We start from the raw sequence: 17,477 nt of genomic DNA, 5'->3' as shown, positions 1-17,477 counted from the left end.
ATCTTTAGGGCAAGTTTATAATGTTGGAACAAACAATTCAGTAAGTTTAAACGAATTAATCGATGTTTTAAACGAATTATTCAAACTAGAATTATCTGTGGAGTATAAAGACGAGCGTTCAGGAGATATTAAGCACTCTTTAGCAAATATTGAAAAACTAAAAAGTATTGGCTACACTCCGAACTATACAATTAAAAGTGGTTTAAAAAAATATGTGAATTATGAAAAGGCAAAACCATAGAAATTGATTTAGTTGGGAATGCTAGTAGTTAAATTAAGTAAGACAAAAATCTACTATTTGTATCAAAATAATAATTTTATGCAGGGATGTTTTTTATTTTTCATCCAGTTATGTAGGATATATGAACAAAAAATAAATAGAATTAATTGATCATGACATCAGATTATTCATCTTTTGGAGACAATCTATTTGTTAGTAGTATGGTAATGGGGCTGTTTGAAGAATAAAAGTGGAACTACAAGGTTTTATATGAGTGTTAAAGGTAAATAGTTATAATTGTTCTTGTAAGGTTTAAACGTATTATGCTGAGTATATCCTTAATGTCTTATCTTAGCCAATTTGACTTTGCTACCCGCAAATTTAAAATAATGTGGAGGAATTTGAAAGTGAAGAGAAAAATTTTAATCTCTATACCTGCGTATAACGAAGAAGAAAATATTTTTCCTCTATACGATAAACTAATGGTATCTTTGAAAAAGAAAGAAAACCAGATTGATTTTGAGATATTATTCATAAATGATGGGAGTAAAGATAATACTGTCGATACTATTTTAAAATTAATGGAGACAACAGAGAATGTTTCATTGCTTAACTTATCTAGAAATTATGGAAAAGAAATTGCAATGAGCGCGGGATTTGATTACTCGAATCATGATGCTGTGATAACCATAGATGCAGATCTACAGCATCCTCCAGAAATTATTTTAGAAATGATAAATTTGTGGGACCAAGGTTACGAGGATGTTTATGCAAAAAGAAACAAAAGAAAGGGAGAATCATGGTTTAAAAAATCAACATCTCGCTGGTTTTATAAAATTCTTGAAGGCCTTTCAAATACGCCTGTATTTCCGGATGCAGGGGATTATCGTTTGTTAGACAAAAAGGTAGTGGATGCGTTAAAACAGTTGAGAGAAACTCAACGATATACCAAAGGTTTGTATAGTTGGGTTGGTTTTAAAAAAGTAGCTATTGAATTTGATGCTGAAGAACGTTTGCATGGAGAAACAAAATGGAAATTTACTGCACTTATGAGATTAGCTATTGAGGGTATTACATCTTATACTACAGCTCCGTTAAAAATTTCCATGTATTTTGGATTTTTCATATCATTTATGACGTTTATATACATGCTTTATGTTCTGATAAAAACACTTATTTTTGGCGCTGATACATCTGGTTTTCCATCTTTAATGATTGTCATGCTCTTTTTAGGTGGTTGCCAATTAATTTCTATCGGTATTTTAGGTGAATATTTAGGCAGAATTTTTCTGGAAACAAAAAAACGTCCTTTATATTTTATCGATAATATCTATAAATCTAAAGAATTTGATGAATCGGATTCTATGTTAGATGAAAAAAATGAAAGCCGAGGTTAGCTCTTTGAAATTAATAAATTCTAAAAAGATGTATTTTCTTGTTTTGATCTTTATTTATTGCACGCTTGTCGTGTTAAATTTTCTAACACCTTTAATTGCGGATGATTTTGCTTATATAGCGAAAACATCTGGCTTTAGTTCAATCATTCATGATGAATATTTACAATATATGCAGCAAAACGGTAGGTCTGTTGCTCATATTATGGTTAGATTTTTTCTGTTAATGCCTAAAATTATTTTTAATTTTGTCAACCCGTTAGTATTTTTATATGTTGTGGGAATTATTTATAAAATGAGTAATTTTTCAAATCTTAAATTTGGTAGTTATCGATACCTGCTTATTACAATAGCCATCTTTTTATTTGTGCCAAAATTTGGAGAAACAATATTATGGGAAACGGGTGCTATTAACTATTTATGGACTTTTGGAATAATGATTTCACTTTTGTATTTATACCATAATAAAGTAGTTAACAATAAAAATGTCGAGATCCCTAGTTTTATCATCTTTATTATAGGAATCTTATCAGGTTGGTGTAATGAAAATACTTCGGCAGGAACACTGTTACTTATATTAGGATATATGGCGATTGAATGGAAAATCAACAATAAGAAAGTTGAAAACTGGATGAAGCTAGGTTTATTAGGTGAAATCTTAGGATTTGTTATTATGATGACCTCACCTGGTAATAGAATCCGAAGTAGTTGGTTTACCCGTTCTTCTTGGTCACTGCCCAAAAGATTTTTGTACGGACTTAATGACGTTTCAAATTCCCTATCAGAAAATGCTGTTGTACTCATTGTCATAACGCTTATGGCGATAATTTTCTGTATCTACTTATATAGAAATAAGTACAACTACATTTTAGGGATTTTATATTTCTTAGTTGGTGTGGCAACGTGCTACTCACTTTCGCTTTCGCCTACAGGAAATGGTTGGAGTAGATCTTATTTTGGTGGAGTAATGTTCATTATAGTAGCGTTTGTAATCTGTTTTCCTAATCTATTTAATTTAGATAATTTTAAAATAGTAAATCCTATTTTTACAACCTTATATGTTACTCTTTTACTATTTACATTTTTTAATTTTACAAGTGGTTTTCTAGATATTATTAATTCAAACAACCAAACTAAACAACGATATGCGTTTATTGTTTCAGAAAAAAATAAAGGGAATATGAATCCGGAAGTAGCAGATTTTGAATTTTATCCAAATACTAAATATCCGGCATACTCACCTGATTTATCACACATAGGACCTGACCCAGAATATAAATACAATAAATTTACAGCAGAGTATTTTGGTGTAAAAACAGTGCGTTCTATACCAACAGATCAGTGGAAAGCAAAATTTGAAAAATAAAACGATGTTCTATTTGCACATCAATTTCTTTTATTTTGTATTTGAAGTGTTCTAAATGTGCAATATCTATGCATTAATCCAGATTCCTATCAAAAAGATTAGGATCTGGGTTATTTTTATATAAAAGATTAAAATACTGTTTCCAGAATCAGTATGATAAAAAATGAGCTAATAAATGATTTGAATTTAAGCTTGATATTGCTTATGTTTAATTTAAAGAAGTATGATTAGAATTTGTGAGATTTGCTACTCCAATTACTGAATGATACAATAACTTCAACTGGAGGTATACGTATGACTCAAATAATCGCCCATCGCGGCAGTAAAGGAACGCATCCAGAAAATACTTTAGCCGCGTTTAAAAAAGCAATTCAAGTGGGAGCTGACGGCATTGAATTAGACGTTCAATTATCAAAAGATCATCATCTGATCGTGATCCATGACGAGACCGTTGATCGCACTACGAATGGACAGGGGGCAATTGCCCAACTAACATTAGCAGAGCTGAAACAGCTTGATGCTGGTAGTTGGTTTAAAAAAAATCCGATGTTTCAAAAAATCCCAACTTTAGAAGAAGTAGTAAATTTACTTAAACAAGAAAACTTTACAGGTTTGTTGAATATTGAAATCAAAACAGATAAGATACATTATGAAGGGATTGAACAAAGGATTGTTCAGCTTATGAAAAATCAGAAGTGGCCCTTTGACTATATGTATTCAAGCTTTCATTTTGAAAGTCTGGAAAAAGTCTGGGTAATAGAAAAAAATAAAAAAATTGCTTCAGTCTTTGAAATTTCTGATGCAGATGCAAAACGTGCATTACAATCCGCCTTTATCGAAGGGATACATCCCAAAATCGATTGGGTATTGAAACATATAGATGATCTAATTGATTTTCCAAAAGCGATTCGTCCTTGGACTGTCAATCAGGAAGAACAAATGAAGCTGTGCTTTAGTCATAGCTTGGCTGGAATCCATACTGATTATCCAGAAAAAGCATTACAAATTCGTCAATCGATAGAAAATAAGGGATGAACAAATTGAAAAAAGTATTAGTTATTGTAGGGCCAACTGCTGTTGGGAAAACGGCTCTAAGTATAAAATTAGCAAAAAGTTTAAATGGAGAAATAATCAGTGGAGATTCGATGCAGGTTTACAAACATTTAAATATAGGGACAGCCAAAGTAACAGAAGAAGAGCGAGCTGGGATTGTCCACCATCTGATTGATTGTAGAGAATTAACTGAGACATACTCTGTGGCAGATTTTCAGAAGGAAGGTCGTCAAGCCATCGATACGATTACTGCAAAAGGTAAGTTGCCAATCGTTGTGGGCGGTACAGGGCTTTATATCCAAGCACTATTATATGACTTTGAGTTAGGTGCTAAAGATGAATCGACAGAAATCCGTGAAAAATATCAACAGTTGGCTGAAACATACGGGAATCAGCGTTTATGGGAAGTATTGAAAGAAAAAGATGAGCTAGCTGCTGAAACGATCCATTTTAATAATCAGAAAAAAGTTATCCGAGCATTAGAAGTCTTTGATAAAACGGGGCATAGTATTTTGGCACCTAAGGAAAAACCTGAACGCTTGTATGATTATTATCTGATTGGATTAGAAACGGATCGAGCGCATCTATATGATAGAATCAACGCACGAGTTGATTTAATGCTTCATCAAGGTTTGCTGGAGGAGGCGGAATTATTATATAAAAACCAACCTCAGCAATCGATTCAAGGAATTGGGTATAAAGAGTTTTTTCCTTATTTTGCAGGAGAAGAAACGTTAGAACAAGTAACGGAACAAGTTAAGCAAAATTCAAGAAGATATGCGAAAAGACAACTGACTTGGTTTAGAAATCGCATGAAGACTAGCTGGTGGGATTTGGTGCAAGCACCTGAAACTATTTTAGAATTAGAAAAAGAAATAGTCGCCTGGCTGGAATCTTCGGAAGGATAAAAAATGGATAAAATAGCAGAAAAGGTCATTTTGGTTGGCGTTGAAACAGAAGGAAATTATACGCGATTCGAAGCGTCCATGAAAGAATTAAAAAATTTAACGAAGACCGCACAAGGCGAAGTCGTATTCTCATTAACCCAAAAACGACCTCGGGTAGACTCACAGACCGTGATCGGTAAAGGAAAAGTAGAAGAACTCGTTCAACTGATTGATGCATATGAAGCAGATATTGTCATTTTTAATCATGAGTTGACACCAAGACAAAATCAGTTGATCGTTGAAGCTGTAGGCATAAAAGTAATCGATCGAGTCCAGCTGATTTTAGATATTTTTGCGATGCGGGCCCGTTCGAAAGAAGGCAAATTACAAGTTGAGTTAGCTCAGTTAAATTATTTGCTGCCACGATTGATTGGGCAAGGGAAACAATTGTCTCGACTTGGTGGTGGAATCGGTACAAGAGGTCCTGGGGAAACGAAACTCGAATCAGATCGTCGACATATTCGCAATAAAATCATCGCAATCAAACGTGAACTAAAAGAAGTGACAGCCCATCGGGAGCGAAGCCGACAAAAACGTCAAGCATCTGATATTTTTCAAATTGGTTTGATTGGCTATACAAATGCAGGGAAATCAACCATTTTAAACCTGCTGACAACAGCTGGCGCCTACTCAGAAGATCAATTATTCGCAACGTTGGATCCTCTAACGAAAAAATGGCAACTTCCCCAGGGAATGATCGTAACCTTAACAGATACCGTTGGATTTATTCAAGATCTGCCAACACAGTTGATCGAAGCGTTTCAATCAACCTTGGAAGAAAGCCGTAATATGGATCTGTTACTGCATGTCGTTGACGCAAGTGCAGAGGATCGTTTACAGCATGAACAAACAGTTGTTGCATTACTGAATGATTTAGCGTTAGAAAAAGTTCCTGTTTTTACTGTTTACAATAAGAGTGACCAAATTGATGATGCTGATTTTGTTCCAACGTTGTTCCCTAGTGTCTTAGTTTCAGCTAAAAGTACTTTAGGAAAAGAACAACTGACAAGGGCTGTTAGAGAGATGATGATGGAATTGTTAGTACCATATGAGTTTGAAATCCCTTCAAGTCAAGGACAGCAGCTAAGTGAAATGACTCGTCATACATTGCTTTTATCAGAAACGTTTGAAGAAGCTGAAAATGCGTATCATGTTAAAGGGTTTGCTAAAAAAAATTCTAAATGGGTAAGAGCATTGGAAGAATAAATGCTTGGAAGTATTCAAAACTAATAAACTTTATAACTTAGTAAGAGAATTAATATAATGATTCTCCTACTAAGTTTTTTTTAGTATGGTTTTTTTTATCATGCAATGATACACTAAATAGAAAATGATAAGTTTAAGGTGGTATTTCGATTTGCAAAAGTTTATAAAAAATAATTATGTGTTTTATGTTGGCTTGTTTGTTTTGGCAGTTTTATATCTTTCAAATTTTGATGTAGATTTGAGTTCAGATGATGGTTGGTTTATGACAGTACCTAGAGAGTATAGTTTTTTTGGATTTCTTCAATGGCGCTACTATCATTGGTCTGCACGACTGTTTCCAGAAGCGATGTTGTATCTGATATTTTTAGTTCCTCTAATTGTCCATCATTTAATCAGTGCTTGTGCTTGGCTATTATATAGCTATTCTCTCGTCCGAATAGTTGTAGGAACTATTAATCGAAAGGATTTTTTAGTGGCTTTTTTATCACTTGGATTTATGAATATTTGGGTCATGAAGGATTCAATTTTTTGGATTACAGGAGCTATTAATTATCTTTGGCCGTTAGCGTTAGGTTTATTTGCTATGATTCCTTATGCAGATAGTTTTTTTAGAAATAAAAAAACAGCTATCTGGTTATATTTAGTTCCAGCCTTTATTTTCTCTTTTTCAAATGAACAGTTGATAGCATGTGTTATTGGTGTTGTTTTGATTTATCATGGCACTATGTTGGTCATGAAGAGAAAGGAAAATTATTTTCTATATATCCCAACGGCATTTTTTGTTACCGGGTTTAGTTTTATGTTTCTAGCGCCTGGAAATAAGGGGAGGATGCAGCAGGAAATCGAGATGTGGATGCCTGATTTCAAAGAGTTATCTCTGTCTTCTCGAATTTTACGAGGTAGTTCATGGTTGTTTGAAGGTTGGCAGACGAAATTGTTATTGCTGTTTATCGTTATACTGGTGATTTCCCTTTTTATCGATTCTTCAAAACTGCTAGCTAAAATCACTACAGGATATACTGTGGTTTTAGGGCTGCTACTGTATAATTTTCCTAATAAATTAACTAATTTTAAACTTATAAATGAAAGTGGCTGGATTGGCCAATTGAAGTCAGGCAACATTCTGAATGGGACTGTTATAGGCGCAATCTTACCTTATCTATTGTGGACTGGATTCTTTGTTTTGGTTATTGGATTTTCTTTATCAATTGCGAAGCAAAAGGTTTTTATAGGGTTAAGTTATAGCGCCTCATTATTATCCTCGATGTTAATGTGGTTTTCACCAACGATGTATGCATCTGGTGCTAGAGTGTTTATGTGTTCCTCAGTTTTTCTACTGATTATTCTATTTCTACTTTATCAGCAATTTAGAGCGGTCAATGAGGAAAATAAAAATAAACAACTATTGTTTTACGCTTGTTTTATACCGGGGATAAACTTATTTTCAGTGCTTTTTTTAAGGTGAATGAACCGTTAGTCTATCATTTGGTGAAAAATGGTACTTAAGGAAGAAACATTTATCTGTGGTTTCAGAAGGTAAGGCAAAAGTATTTTTTACTTTTACCTTACTTTCTTTTATTTTAATACAAATTAGATGAAAAAGACTTATCATAAAGGATTTACTGTATTTTTTTAGTTTTATGTCAGAAAACCTAACATAAATCATTGACAATAGAAAAAAGTCTTGCTATCCTATACCTAATCTATTAGCTACGTAGGCTAGCTTCGTGAAAAAAAAGAGAAAATCAGTCTGTGGGAAAAAGCGCCTTAAACCTATTTTCTTATTTTTCGATCGAAATTGAACGAGCCTGTTACACATTTAAACAAAGAGAGGGGGGTGGATATGAGAGAGAAGGAACTGAGAAGATCAATGTCGGTTTTTCCAATTGGTACAGTCATGAAATTGACTGATTTATCAGCACGTCAAATCCGATATTATGAAGAGCAGGATTTGATTCATCCAGAAAGAAGCGAAGGAAACCGTCGCATGTATTCACTAAATGATATTGATGTCTTATTGGAAATCAAAGATTATTTATCAGATGGTCTAAACATGGCAGGGATCAAACGCGTCTATGAAATGAAGTTGGAAGAACAAATGCATGCGCAAGAATCAACCAAACCGCTAACGGATGAAGATGTTCGGAAAATTTTATATGACGAACTTATTTCTCAAGGTGGACTTACTCAACAAAATCCATTCCAATCCAGAGGACCAAAATTGTAATAGCTGAGATTCATACAAAAAATGAAGGACGTGAAGGAATAATATGACAACGAAACAAAACACAGTAGAAGATATCAAACGAATTGCCAAAGAAGAGAATGTTCGATTTTTACGATTAATGTTTACAGATATTATGGGAACAATCAAAAATGTGGAAGTTCCAGTGAGCCAATTAGACAAAGTATTAAGTAACAAAATGATGTTTGATGGGTCTTCTATTGAAGGTTTTGTGAGAATTGAAGAGAGTGACATGTATCTGTATCCAGACGTATCAACATGGATGATTTTTCCATGGGAAAGTGATCACGGGAAGGTTGCACGTCTGATTTGTGATATTTATAATCCGAGTGGCGCTCCGTTTGCAGGAGATCCTCGTGGAAATTTAAAACGAGCACTTGCAGATATGGAAGAACTTGGTTTTACTTCATTTAATCTTGGACCTGAACCAGAATTTTTCTTGTTCAAATTAGATGATGATGGGAAAATCACAACAGATTTAAATGATCGAGGCGGTTACTTCGACTTTGCCCCAACCGATCTTGGCGAAAATTGCCGTAGAGATATCGTTCTTGAGCTAGAAAGCTTAGGCTTTGAAGTGGAAGCGTCTCATCATGAAGTAGCACCGGGGCAACACGAGATCGATTTTAAATATACAGATGTTGTTGAAGCGTGTGACAATATTCAAACGTTTAAATTAGTGGTTAAAACAATCGCTAGAAAACATGGACTACACGCAACATTCATGCCAAAACCTTTATATGGAATCAATGGTTCAGGCATGCATTGCAACATGTCATTATTCAAAGGAAACGAAAATGTTTTCTTTGATGAAAATGGTCCAATGCAACTAAGTCAAACTGCATATCATTTCCTTGGTGGATTGTTGAAACACGCACGCGCTTATACAGCAGTTTGTAATCCAACCGTCAATTCTTATAAACGTTTGGTACCTGGTTACGAAGCGCCAGTATATGTTGCTTGGAGCGGGCGTAATCGTTCACCACTAGTACGTGTTCCAGAATCACGTGGACTTTCAACTCGTTTAGAATTACGTTCAGTTGATCCTTCAGCAAATCCATATCTAACGATGGCAACTTTGTTACAAGCGGGGTTAGATGGTATCAGAAATGAGATCGAGCCGCCACAGGCTGTGGATCGTAACATTTATGTGATGAATGAGGAAGAGCGAAAAGAAGCACAAATTCATGATTTACCTTCAACACTGCATAATGCTATTAAAGAATTACGCAAAGATGACATAATGGTCAATGCATTAGGAGAACATATTTTTGTAAACTTTGTTGAAGCCAAACGCATGGAGTGGGCTGCTTTCCGTCAAACCGTTTCTGAATGGGAAAGAGAACAATATTTAGAGCTGTATTAATCATTGAGTGGCTAAACCAGAAATTGGTTTAGCCACTTTTTTATAGAGATCGATCAGTTAAAGTCAAAAAAGTGTGCTATAATTATAAATGAGAATCATTATCAATTAAACTTGAAAAGGAGAGAAACCCATGATTGTTCAAACTGTTGCATTTGTAATAAAAAAAGAGGGTAGAGAAAGATTTGAAGGCAAAACAAGTAAAGATGTTGCTTCGATGCTAGAATTTCCTGGTTGTTTATCAAGTGAATGTTGGTTTTCGGAGGATAAGGATACCTGTGAGTTTATGTTAGTTTCCAAATGGGAAAGTAAAAAAGATTTTCAAAATTGGCTAAAACGCCCAGAACACTTGCAGGAACATCGTGATGCACATAAAAACAAAGAGACCAAGTCGTCCATTGTTTTAGAAAAAAAGAGAAAAAGCTATGAAGTTTCGGCTTAAAAATAGTAGGAACCTGAAACAAAAAATTGTTTTGGGTTTTTTTATATTCCTGAATTGTTCAAATAAATGTGATTTTAATCAAAAAGCGGGTATAGTAGAATTCAAATGAACGATAAGGAGAAAAGATATGCAGGATTCAAAATTCTCTTCGATGACTCTTAAAAAAATAGAAAACGTTCAGCAACAAGGCTGGGATGATGCTGCTCTTGCTATCTACATAAAAAAAAGAGAAGTAAATGCATTAGAAGCTGATCAAGCAATTTTTTTAATTGGTTCTGAGCTCTATACAGAAATGTTCGATCAAAGTCAGCTTTCGGCTCATGTCAAAGTAATGTTAGTGATTAACCATTTGGGTGGCTATCAAGATGAATTAGGTGATTTGCAATTTACAGCTTCAGAATATAATTTTTGTGATCAAATGTCGCCAGGGGCACCTTTTTTAGATAGCTATGCCAAGGCTGTTCAGTGTGCTTATCCGAACGGTCTGTTCATTGCTTCGACAGATAAAAAATTATCAAAAATAGCACTCAAAAAGAAATACGCAAAAGAAACAAAAATCCATCAGTTCAGAAATCAACTAGATAAATCTAATGTTCAGTATGTGGAAAACTATAAAGTCAGACATGGTTTGAAAAATGATGAAACAGCCATCAAAATGATTCTTGGGAATAACTGGCTGTATGCGGATCCTCAATATCATAATCGGGCCCATTTAGGCAGTGATATCATGATAGATGATCTTACAAAAGGAAGAAGAAGCTTAGCTAAAAAAGGTTTAATCAAGAAAATCAGAAATCATGGTTTTTACCGCAAAATTTTATCTGCAGATTATCATAGTGAGTTTATCGTGGATGAGCAAGGCCGACTCTTAAGTCAATGGACTAAACAAATAAAGTCAAAAGCTCAACTTGAAAGTGCGATCGTCAATGGTGAATCGTTTAACTACGGAGAACGACCGAGGCTAGATCAATATCAGACACACGATAAACTTGATGGAAAACCGCCAAGATATTTTGACACAACTAAGCGAAATGAACTGAAACAAGATTGGCTCTCACCGATAGATGATTGGTTTTACCAGCTAGTTAGAAGATTATCAGAAAAAGGATTGAAGTATCAAAAAAGAACAAGGAATAAACGTTAAGGTTAGAATCCAATCTTTTGTTCTTCACAAAAAATCTTTTTAAACTAAAGAGAGAGAGCTAAATAATAAATAAGTTTGTGAAATATTTTCACAAACTGTTTCAAATTTGAACGGCTTCCGTTATAATGGAGAAGAATATGCGTGCAACTATTCTACTTTTAGATAGAAGGATGATGACGATTATAATGAGAAAAATGAAGACGATGGATGGAAATACAGCAGCCGCATACATCTCCTATGCGTTTACTGAATTAGCCGCTATTTATCCAATTACACCCAGCTCAACAATGGCTGAACTTGTTGATCAGTGGTCAGCAGAAGGCAAACAAAATATTTTTGGACAACCTGTTAAAATTGTGGAAATGCAATCAGAAGCAGGTGCTGCTGGCGTTGTCCATGGATCACTAAAAACGGGTGCGTTAACGACTACATATACTGCTTCACAAGGTTTACTATTGATGATCCCGAATATGTATAAGATTGCCGGTGAACTGTTGCCGTCAGTCTTTCATGTTGCTAGCCGAGCTGTGACGACCAATGCTTTGAACATTTTTGGTGATCATGGAGATGTAATGGCGGCTCGTCAGACTGGTTTTGCTATGTTAAGTGAAAGCAGTGTACAAGAAGTGATGGATTTATCTGCAGTTGCTCATTTAGCTTCGCTGGAGTCTAGCGTTCCCTTTATCAACTTCTTTGATGGGTTTCGGACAAGTCATGAAATTCAAAAAATCGAAGTATTGGAGTACGACGAACTAGCACCATTAGTAGACCAAGAAAAATTAGCCAACTTCCGCAGTAGAAGTATGAATCCAAATCATCCTTCAGTTAGTGGTACAAACCAAAATCCAGATATCCATTTTCAACAACGTGAAACAATCAATAGCTATTACGAACAAATTCCAGCTATTGTGAAAAAATACATGAATGAAATCAACGAACTTAGAGGAACAAACTACGATCTAGTGACATATTATGGAGCTGAAGATGCAGAAGAAGTGATTGTTTCTATGGGATCTGCGGCTCAAGCGATCGAACAGACAATTGATTACTTAACAAAACAAGGCAGAAAAGTCGGCTTCTTAAATATCCACTTATATCGCCCGTTTCCTATTGAAAACTTTTTAGAGAAAATGCCTAAAACAGTTAAAGCAATCGGTGTAATGGATCGAACCAAAGAACCAGGAGCTGGTGGAGAGCCTTTACTTTTAGATGTTCAAAGTGCGATGTATGAATCAGAGCTGCGCCCAATGATTATTGGGGGACGTTATGGACTAGGCTCAAAAGATGTTTTACCAAATCAAATCGTTGCAATCTATGATGAGTTATTAAAAGATAAAAAAGCAGCAAAATCTCGTTTTACGATCGGGATCGTAGATGATGTTACTTATACATCACTTGATTGCGGTGAAGCGTTAGATTTAACCAATCCTAAAACGTATCAAGCAAAATTCTGGGGCTTTGGCTCCGATGGGACAGTTGGTGCAAATAAATCAGCAATCAAAATCATTGGTGATCATACTGATAAGTATGCCCAAGGCTTCTTTTATTACGACTCTAAAAAATCAGGTGGGTTAACCGTTTCTCACTTGCGTTTTGGTGAAACACCGATTCGTTCAACCTATTTGATTGAACATGCCGATTTTGTTGCGTGTCATACAGCAGCGTATTTAAATACGTATGATTTAGTAAAAGGCTTGAAAAAAGGCGGTACTTTTTTACTTAATACCGTTTGGAATGATGAACAATTAGAACGATTCTTACCGACTAAATTGAAACGTTATTTAGCTGAGAATGAGATTGAATTTTATACGATCAATGCTGTTAAACTAGCAAGTGAAGTTGGTTTAGGTGGACGGATCAATACGGCAATGGAAACGGCATTCTTCAAATTAGCAGATATCATGCCGTTTGATGAAGTCTTGCCGATCTTAAAAGAAGAAGCATTTAAAAGCTATGCTAGAAAATCGATGTCTGTTGTCGAAAAAAATGTTCAAGCCATTGACCGTACTGTGGAACTGTTGCATAAAGTTGAGGTTCCAACTGCTTGGCAAACGATTGAAGTAAAACCGAAAATTCGCCAAGCAAACGTAACAGATTATGTCCATGAAATCGTAGAACCGATCAATCGTCAAGAAGGCAATGAACTTGCTGTTAGTGCGTTTATTAAAAATGATATGACAGATGGACGGATGCCACTTGGAACAACGGCTGTGGAAAAACGCGGGATCGCTGTTGAAGTACCGGAATGGAATAGTGATCGTTGTACGATGTGTAATGAATGTGCATTTGTTTGTCCGCATGCGGCTATTCGACCATTTTTAGTAGATGACGAAGAAATGGAAGAATCACCAGCTGGCTATATTGTTAGAGAAATGCGTGGAGCACATGGCTTGAAATACCGCATTCAAGTTTCTGTGGAAGACTGTACTGGCTGTGGACTTTGTGTGGATGCTTGTCCAGCTAAAGGCAAAGCCCTAGTCATGAAACCATACGAAGAACAAAAAGAACAAGCTATGAACTGGGCCTTTTCTATGACGTTGAAACAAAAAGAAAATCCAGCAAAACCAAACACAGTTTTAGGAACACAATTCAATAAACCTTTATTAGAATTTTCGGGTGCTTGTTCTGGTTGTGGTGAAACACCTTATGTGAAACTATTGACTCAAATGTTTGGTGATCGCATGATGATTGCAAACGCAACCGGCTGTTCTTCCATCTGGGGTGGGGCGGCGCCAGTCGCACCTTATACAACCAATGATGCAGGTCAAGGACCAGCTTGGTCTAACTCATTGCTAGAGGATAATGCAGAATTTGGTTATGGAATGCTTTTAGCCAGTCAAACACGTCGTGAACATTTAGCAATGAAGATGAGTGAAGCCATGGAAGATGTTTCACCTGAATTGAAATTGTTGATGGAAGACTGGATCAATCATATGCACACAGGTGAAGGAACACAACAGCGTGCAGCAAAACTAAAAGCTGCTTTGCTTGCTGAAAAAACTGGGCAACCTTTATTAGAAGCAATCTATGCAGATAATGATTTATTTGTAAAAAACAGTCAATGGATGATTGGAGGAGACGGCTGGGCTTATGACATTGGCTATGGTGGGATCGATCATGTGCTTGCTAGCGGGGCAGATGTGAATATGCTTGTTTTAGATAATGAAGTCTATTCTAATACAGGTGGGCAAACATCAAAAGCCACACCAGCATCTGCAATTGCTAAATTTTCGGCTAGTGGGAAATATGTTTCTAAAAAAGACTTAGGAATGATGGCGATGACTTACGGGAATGTCTATGTAGCTCAAATTGCCTCAGGTGCTAATCAAATGCAGACTATCAAAGCTTTTGAAGAAGCAGAACGGTTCCCAGGTCCATCAATTATCATCGCCTATACACCATGTATCACTCATGGCCTAGCCGGTGGTATGAGTAAGACTCTGGAAGAAGCAAAAGAAGCAGTTCATTCTGGTTATTGGTCCTTATATCGCTATAATCCAGAGTTGAGAGAATCAGGAAAAAATCCAATGACCTTAGATTATAAAAAGCCGAATTTTGAAGAGATGCAAAGCTTTATGCGCAAACAAGTTCGCTTTTCTTCATTAGAATCTACACAGCCAGCGTTCGCAGGTAAACTTTTTGAGAAAACGGTCGATGATGCCAAAAATCGTTTTTACAATTATGCTCGTATGGCTGGTCAAGAGGAAAAAATTCGGGCAAAATTAGAAAAAACAACGGATGAATCCGTTACTGAAAAAGCACCTCGCGTGAAGAAAGAGCGCGTAACTGATCCGGAAGCTGAAGCAAAAAGAGCGGCGAGAAGAGCAGAGCGTGCGGCAAAACGCGGAAAAATAGAAGAATAAGCAATGGATTTGATTTAGAATGAAAGAAGTTAGGCAGCTAAGTCTAATTCTTTCATTCTTTTTTAGTTAAATTTTTCTATCGATTGCGCTCATCCTGTAACCAAGTAAAAGATTATGGTATACTAATTAAGAAATCTTCAGAGAGAAGTGAGGTTTATGATGTCTTTTCAACTTAGTCAATTATTTGATTTGAATTATTGGCGGCAATTGATCTCATCAGATTTCTTGTCGCGTGATTATATTATTAATGTTATCGATATTTTGGTAGTCTGGTATCTTGTCTACAAGTTGATCATGCTCGTTAAAGGAACAAAAGCGGTTCAGTTGTTAAAAGGGGTCGCTGTGTTCATTGTGATTCGAATATTGAGTGAAATTATTGGACTACATACGTTATCTTGGTTGATGAATCAAGTCATCATGTATGGTGTTATCGCAGCAGTAGTGATTTTTCAGCCGGAAGTTCGGCGAGGCTTGGAACATCTTGGTAGGAGCTCATTTTTCCGTACGAGTAAGTCTGAGCAACAGGAAGATGAAAAAATGGTGCTTGCGTTTGATAAGGCAATTCAATACATGTCAAAACGAAAAATAGGTGCCTTGATCACGGTAGAACGAAATACAGGCTTAGATGAATATATCGAAACTGGAATCGATTTGGATGCGGATATTTCAGGGGAATTACTGATCAATATCTTTATTCCAAATACACCGTTACATGATGGCGCTGTGATCGTCAAACAAGGGAAAATTGCTGTAGCAAGTGCTTATCTGCCTCTATCTGAAAGTAATCTGATTCCCAAAGAATTTGGTACTCGCCATAGAGCAGCGGTTGGGATCAGTGAGGTTAGTGATGCTGTGACCATTATCGTGTCGGAAGAGACCGGGGATGTTAGCTTAACATTGAACAATGATTTGATTTCTAGACTCAGCCAAGAAGAATACTTAAAAATACTTAGAGCAGAATTAGTACCTAAAGAAGAAGGCAAAGATAAAAAGAACCTTTTGCAGCACTTTCTTGAAGGTGTATCGAAAGGGGCGAAAAAGAAATGAAAAAGCCCTCCCAAAGTAATTGGTTTTCGAGTTTATTAGCCTTATTGTTTGCCTTGTTGTTGTTTTTTAATGCCAATGCATCTGGGAGCATGTCCAATGTGTCTGGTACAAATCAAATCTACGATGAAATGCTTTATAATATTCCAGTTCAAGTAGAGTATGATCAAGATAAGTATTTTGTTTCTGGCTATGAAGAAACGGTTAATGTTCATTTGAGCAGTGCCAATCGAATTCAACTGAATTTGGAATCGAATGAAGATACTAGAAATTTCCAAGTGGTCGCTGATTTGACTAAAACACCACTAGGGACTTCTGAGATTCAATTAAGAGTCAAAGGCTTGAGTACGGCTGTGACAGCTGAAATCGAACCAAAAACAATTACTGTAACAGTAGAGAAAAAAGTAACAAAATCATTTAGTGTAGAAGCACAAATACCAGAAACAATCGAAGCAGAAGGCTATAAAGTGGGAAAAGTAGCTGTAAGTCCTAAAACGGTCGAGATCACGACCGGAGAAGAGACTGCTAAAGCAATCAACCGTGTAGTGGCACCGTTATCCAATGTTAAACAATCAGTTGATACGATCAAACAAACAGTGAATGTACAAGCACTTGATAGTAAAGGACAAGTATTAAGTATTGAAAACCCGGCACCGCAAGTCAAAGTGGTTGTTGATTTATCACTACCATCAAAAGAAGTCGGTCTAACAATTAGTGCCACTGGTTCACCACCGTCTAGCGTTGAGCATTATACTTTTACTCTTTCAGAGCAAAAAGTTGAAATCAGAGGAACAAAATCTGTTTTGGATGCGATCAATACAATAGAGCTACCCGTTGATGTCAGTAATATAAAGTCATCAATGAAAAAAACAATAAAGATCCCAACAAATGCTGATTATATTGTTTCTCCTGAGGAAGTAGAAGTAACAATCAATCCAGTTTTTGTAGGAACCAATACTAGTTTTTCTGAAACAAGCGGAGGACAAAGTTCAACAACAGCAAGTTCAAGTCAAATGATACCGAATCCTTTGCCGTCAAGTGAAAGCCCAGCAAGTTCGTCCAGTACATCGAGCACATCAAGTTCGACTAGTACTGAAAGTACTGTGGCAAATGATATAGAAAACGGGAGTAGTTCAGAACCTGTGAATTAAGTTGATTGATTAAAAAATTAGGATTCTTTTGAAGTGGAT

13 protein-coding genes and 1 pseudogene are annotated in these 17,477 nt (G+C 35.9%); all 14 read left to right on the top strand.

From position 1 onward, the window contains the following. Nucleotides 1-241 (top strand): annotated as a pseudogene (locus tag A5819_RS19135) (epimerase); the annotation flags it as partial. Nucleotides 242-627: 386 nt separating this feature from the next. Then, nucleotides 628-1,617, top strand: a complete 990-nt coding sequence (locus tag A5819_RS02130) for a glycosyltransferase family 2 protein (RefSeq protein WP_086280382.1) — start codon at nt 628-630, stop codon at nt 1,615-1,617. Beyond that, nucleotides 1,592-2,980 carry a DUF6056 family protein gene (locus A5819_RS02125; protein WP_254907198.1) on the top strand — a complete coding sequence of 463 codons (1,389 nt, stop codon included), beginning with the start codon at nt 1,592-1,594 and terminating at the stop codon, nt 2,978-2,980. The genes A5819_RS02130 and A5819_RS02125 overlap by 26 nt, the downstream gene beginning before the upstream one ends. 294 nt (nt 2,981-3,274) lie before the next feature. After that, nucleotides 3,275-4,015, top strand: a complete 741-nt coding sequence (locus tag A5819_RS02120; RefSeq protein ID WP_086280384.1) for a glycerophosphodiester phosphodiesterase — start codon at nt 3,275-3,277, stop codon at nt 4,013-4,015. Between the two features lie 5 nt (nt 4,016-4,020). Next, nucleotides 4,021-4,941 (top strand): tRNA (adenosine(37)-N6)-dimethylallyltransferase MiaA, encoded by a 921-nt coding sequence (gene miaA / locus A5819_RS02115; RefSeq protein WP_176271338.1) that lies wholly within the window; start codon nt 4,021-4,023, stop codon nt 4,939-4,941. Between the two features lie 3 nt (nt 4,942-4,944). Next, a complete protein-coding gene (hflX, locus tag A5819_RS02110; RefSeq protein ID WP_086280390.1) occupies nt 4,945-6,186 on the top strand; it encodes a GTPase HflX in 1,242 nt (413 codons plus the stop codon). 151 nt (nt 6,187-6,337) lie between these two features. Then, nucleotides 6,338-7,651: a DUF6056 family protein gene (locus tag A5819_RS02105; RefSeq protein ID WP_086280393.1), complete on the top strand. Its 1,314-nt coding sequence runs from the start codon at nt 6,338-6,340 to the stop codon at nt 7,649-7,651. A gap of 378 nt (nt 7,652-8,029) precedes the next feature. Next, nucleotides 8,030-8,413 carry a MerR family transcriptional regulator gene (locus A5819_RS02100; protein WP_086280397.1) on the top strand — a complete coding sequence of 128 codons (384 nt, stop codon included), beginning with the start codon at nt 8,030-8,032 and terminating at the stop codon, nt 8,411-8,413. 43 nt (nt 8,414-8,456) lie between these two features. Continuing rightward, on the top strand, nt 8,457-9,797 hold the full coding sequence (gene glnA / locus A5819_RS02095; protein WP_086280398.1) for a type I glutamate--ammonia ligase: 1,341 nt from the start codon (nt 8,457-8,459) through the stop codon (nt 9,795-9,797). 130 nt (nt 9,798-9,927) lie between these two features. After that, on the top strand, nt 9,928-10,236 hold the full coding sequence (locus tag A5819_RS02090; protein ID WP_086280401.1) for an antibiotic biosynthesis monooxygenase: 309 nt from the start codon (nt 9,928-9,930) through the stop codon (nt 10,234-10,236). 127 nt (nt 10,237-10,363) lie between these two features. After that, entirely contained in the window at nt 10,364-11,380 is a 1,017-nt protein-coding gene (locus A5819_RS02085) for a DUF3114 domain-containing protein (protein ID WP_086280403.1), read from the top strand. A gap of 185 nt (nt 11,381-11,565) precedes the next feature. Further along, entirely contained in the window at nt 11,566-15,243 is a 3,678-nt protein-coding gene (nifJ, locus tag A5819_RS02080) for a pyruvate:ferredoxin (flavodoxin) oxidoreductase (RefSeq protein ID WP_086281417.1), read from the top strand. A gap of 159 nt (nt 15,244-15,402) precedes the next feature. Further along, nucleotides 15,403-16,290, top strand: coding sequence for a diadenylate cyclase CdaA (cdaA, locus tag A5819_RS02075; RefSeq protein WP_010771325.1), 888 nt, complete (start codon nt 15,403-15,405; stop codon nt 16,288-16,290). Further along, nucleotides 16,287-17,438, top strand: coding sequence for a YbbR-like domain-containing protein (locus A5819_RS02070; RefSeq protein ID WP_086280406.1), 1,152 nt, complete (start codon nt 16,287-16,289; stop codon nt 17,436-17,438). The genes cdaA and A5819_RS02070 overlap by 4 nt, the downstream gene beginning before the upstream one ends. Nucleotides 17,439-17,477: the final 39 nt, after the last annotated feature.

The organism is Enterococcus sp. 7E2_DIV0204 (assembly GCF_002140855.1).
In the GTDB taxonomy this organism is placed as follows: Bacteria; Bacillota; Bacilli; order Lactobacillales; family Enterococcaceae; genus Enterococcus_L; species Enterococcus_L lemimoniae.
This window is presented reverse-complemented; position numbering and strand designations above follow the sequence as displayed.

Excerpts from the sequence above, each read along its gene's own strand:
- A5819_RS02125 (WP_254907198.1), top strand. The coding sequence starts at position 1,592 with ATGAAAAAAATGAAAGCCGAGGTTAGCTCTTTGAAATTAATAAATTCT.
- A5819_RS02120 (WP_086280384.1), top strand. The coding sequence starts at position 3,275 with ATGACTCAAATAATCGCCCATCGCGGCAGTAAAGGAACGCATCCAGAA.
- hflX (WP_086280390.1), top strand. The coding sequence starts at position 4,945 with ATGGATAAAATAGCAGAAAAGGTCATTTTGGTTGGCGTTGAAACAGAA.
- A5819_RS02100 (WP_086280397.1), top strand. The coding sequence starts at position 8,030 with ATGAGAGAGAAGGAACTGAGAAGATCAATGTCGGTTTTTCCAATTGGT.
- glnA (WP_086280398.1), top strand. The coding sequence starts at position 8,457 with ATGACAACGAAACAAAACACAGTAGAAGATATCAAACGAATTGCCAAA.
- A5819_RS02090 (WP_086280401.1), top strand. The coding sequence starts at position 9,928 with ATGATTGTTCAAACTGTTGCATTTGTAATAAAAAAAGAGGGTAGAGAA.
- A5819_RS02085 (WP_086280403.1), top strand. The coding sequence starts at position 10,364 with ATGCAGGATTCAAAATTCTCTTCGATGACTCTTAAAAAAATAGAAAAC.
- nifJ (WP_086281417.1), top strand. The coding sequence starts at position 11,566 with ATGAGAAAAATGAAGACGATGGATGGAAATACAGCAGCCGCATACATC.
- cdaA (WP_010771325.1), top strand. The coding sequence starts at position 15,403 with ATGTCTTTTCAACTTAGTCAATTATTTGATTTGAATTATTGGCGGCAA.
- A5819_RS02070 (WP_086280406.1), top strand. The coding sequence starts at position 16,287 with ATGAAAAAGCCCTCCCAAAGTAATTGGTTTTCGAGTTTATTAGCCTTA.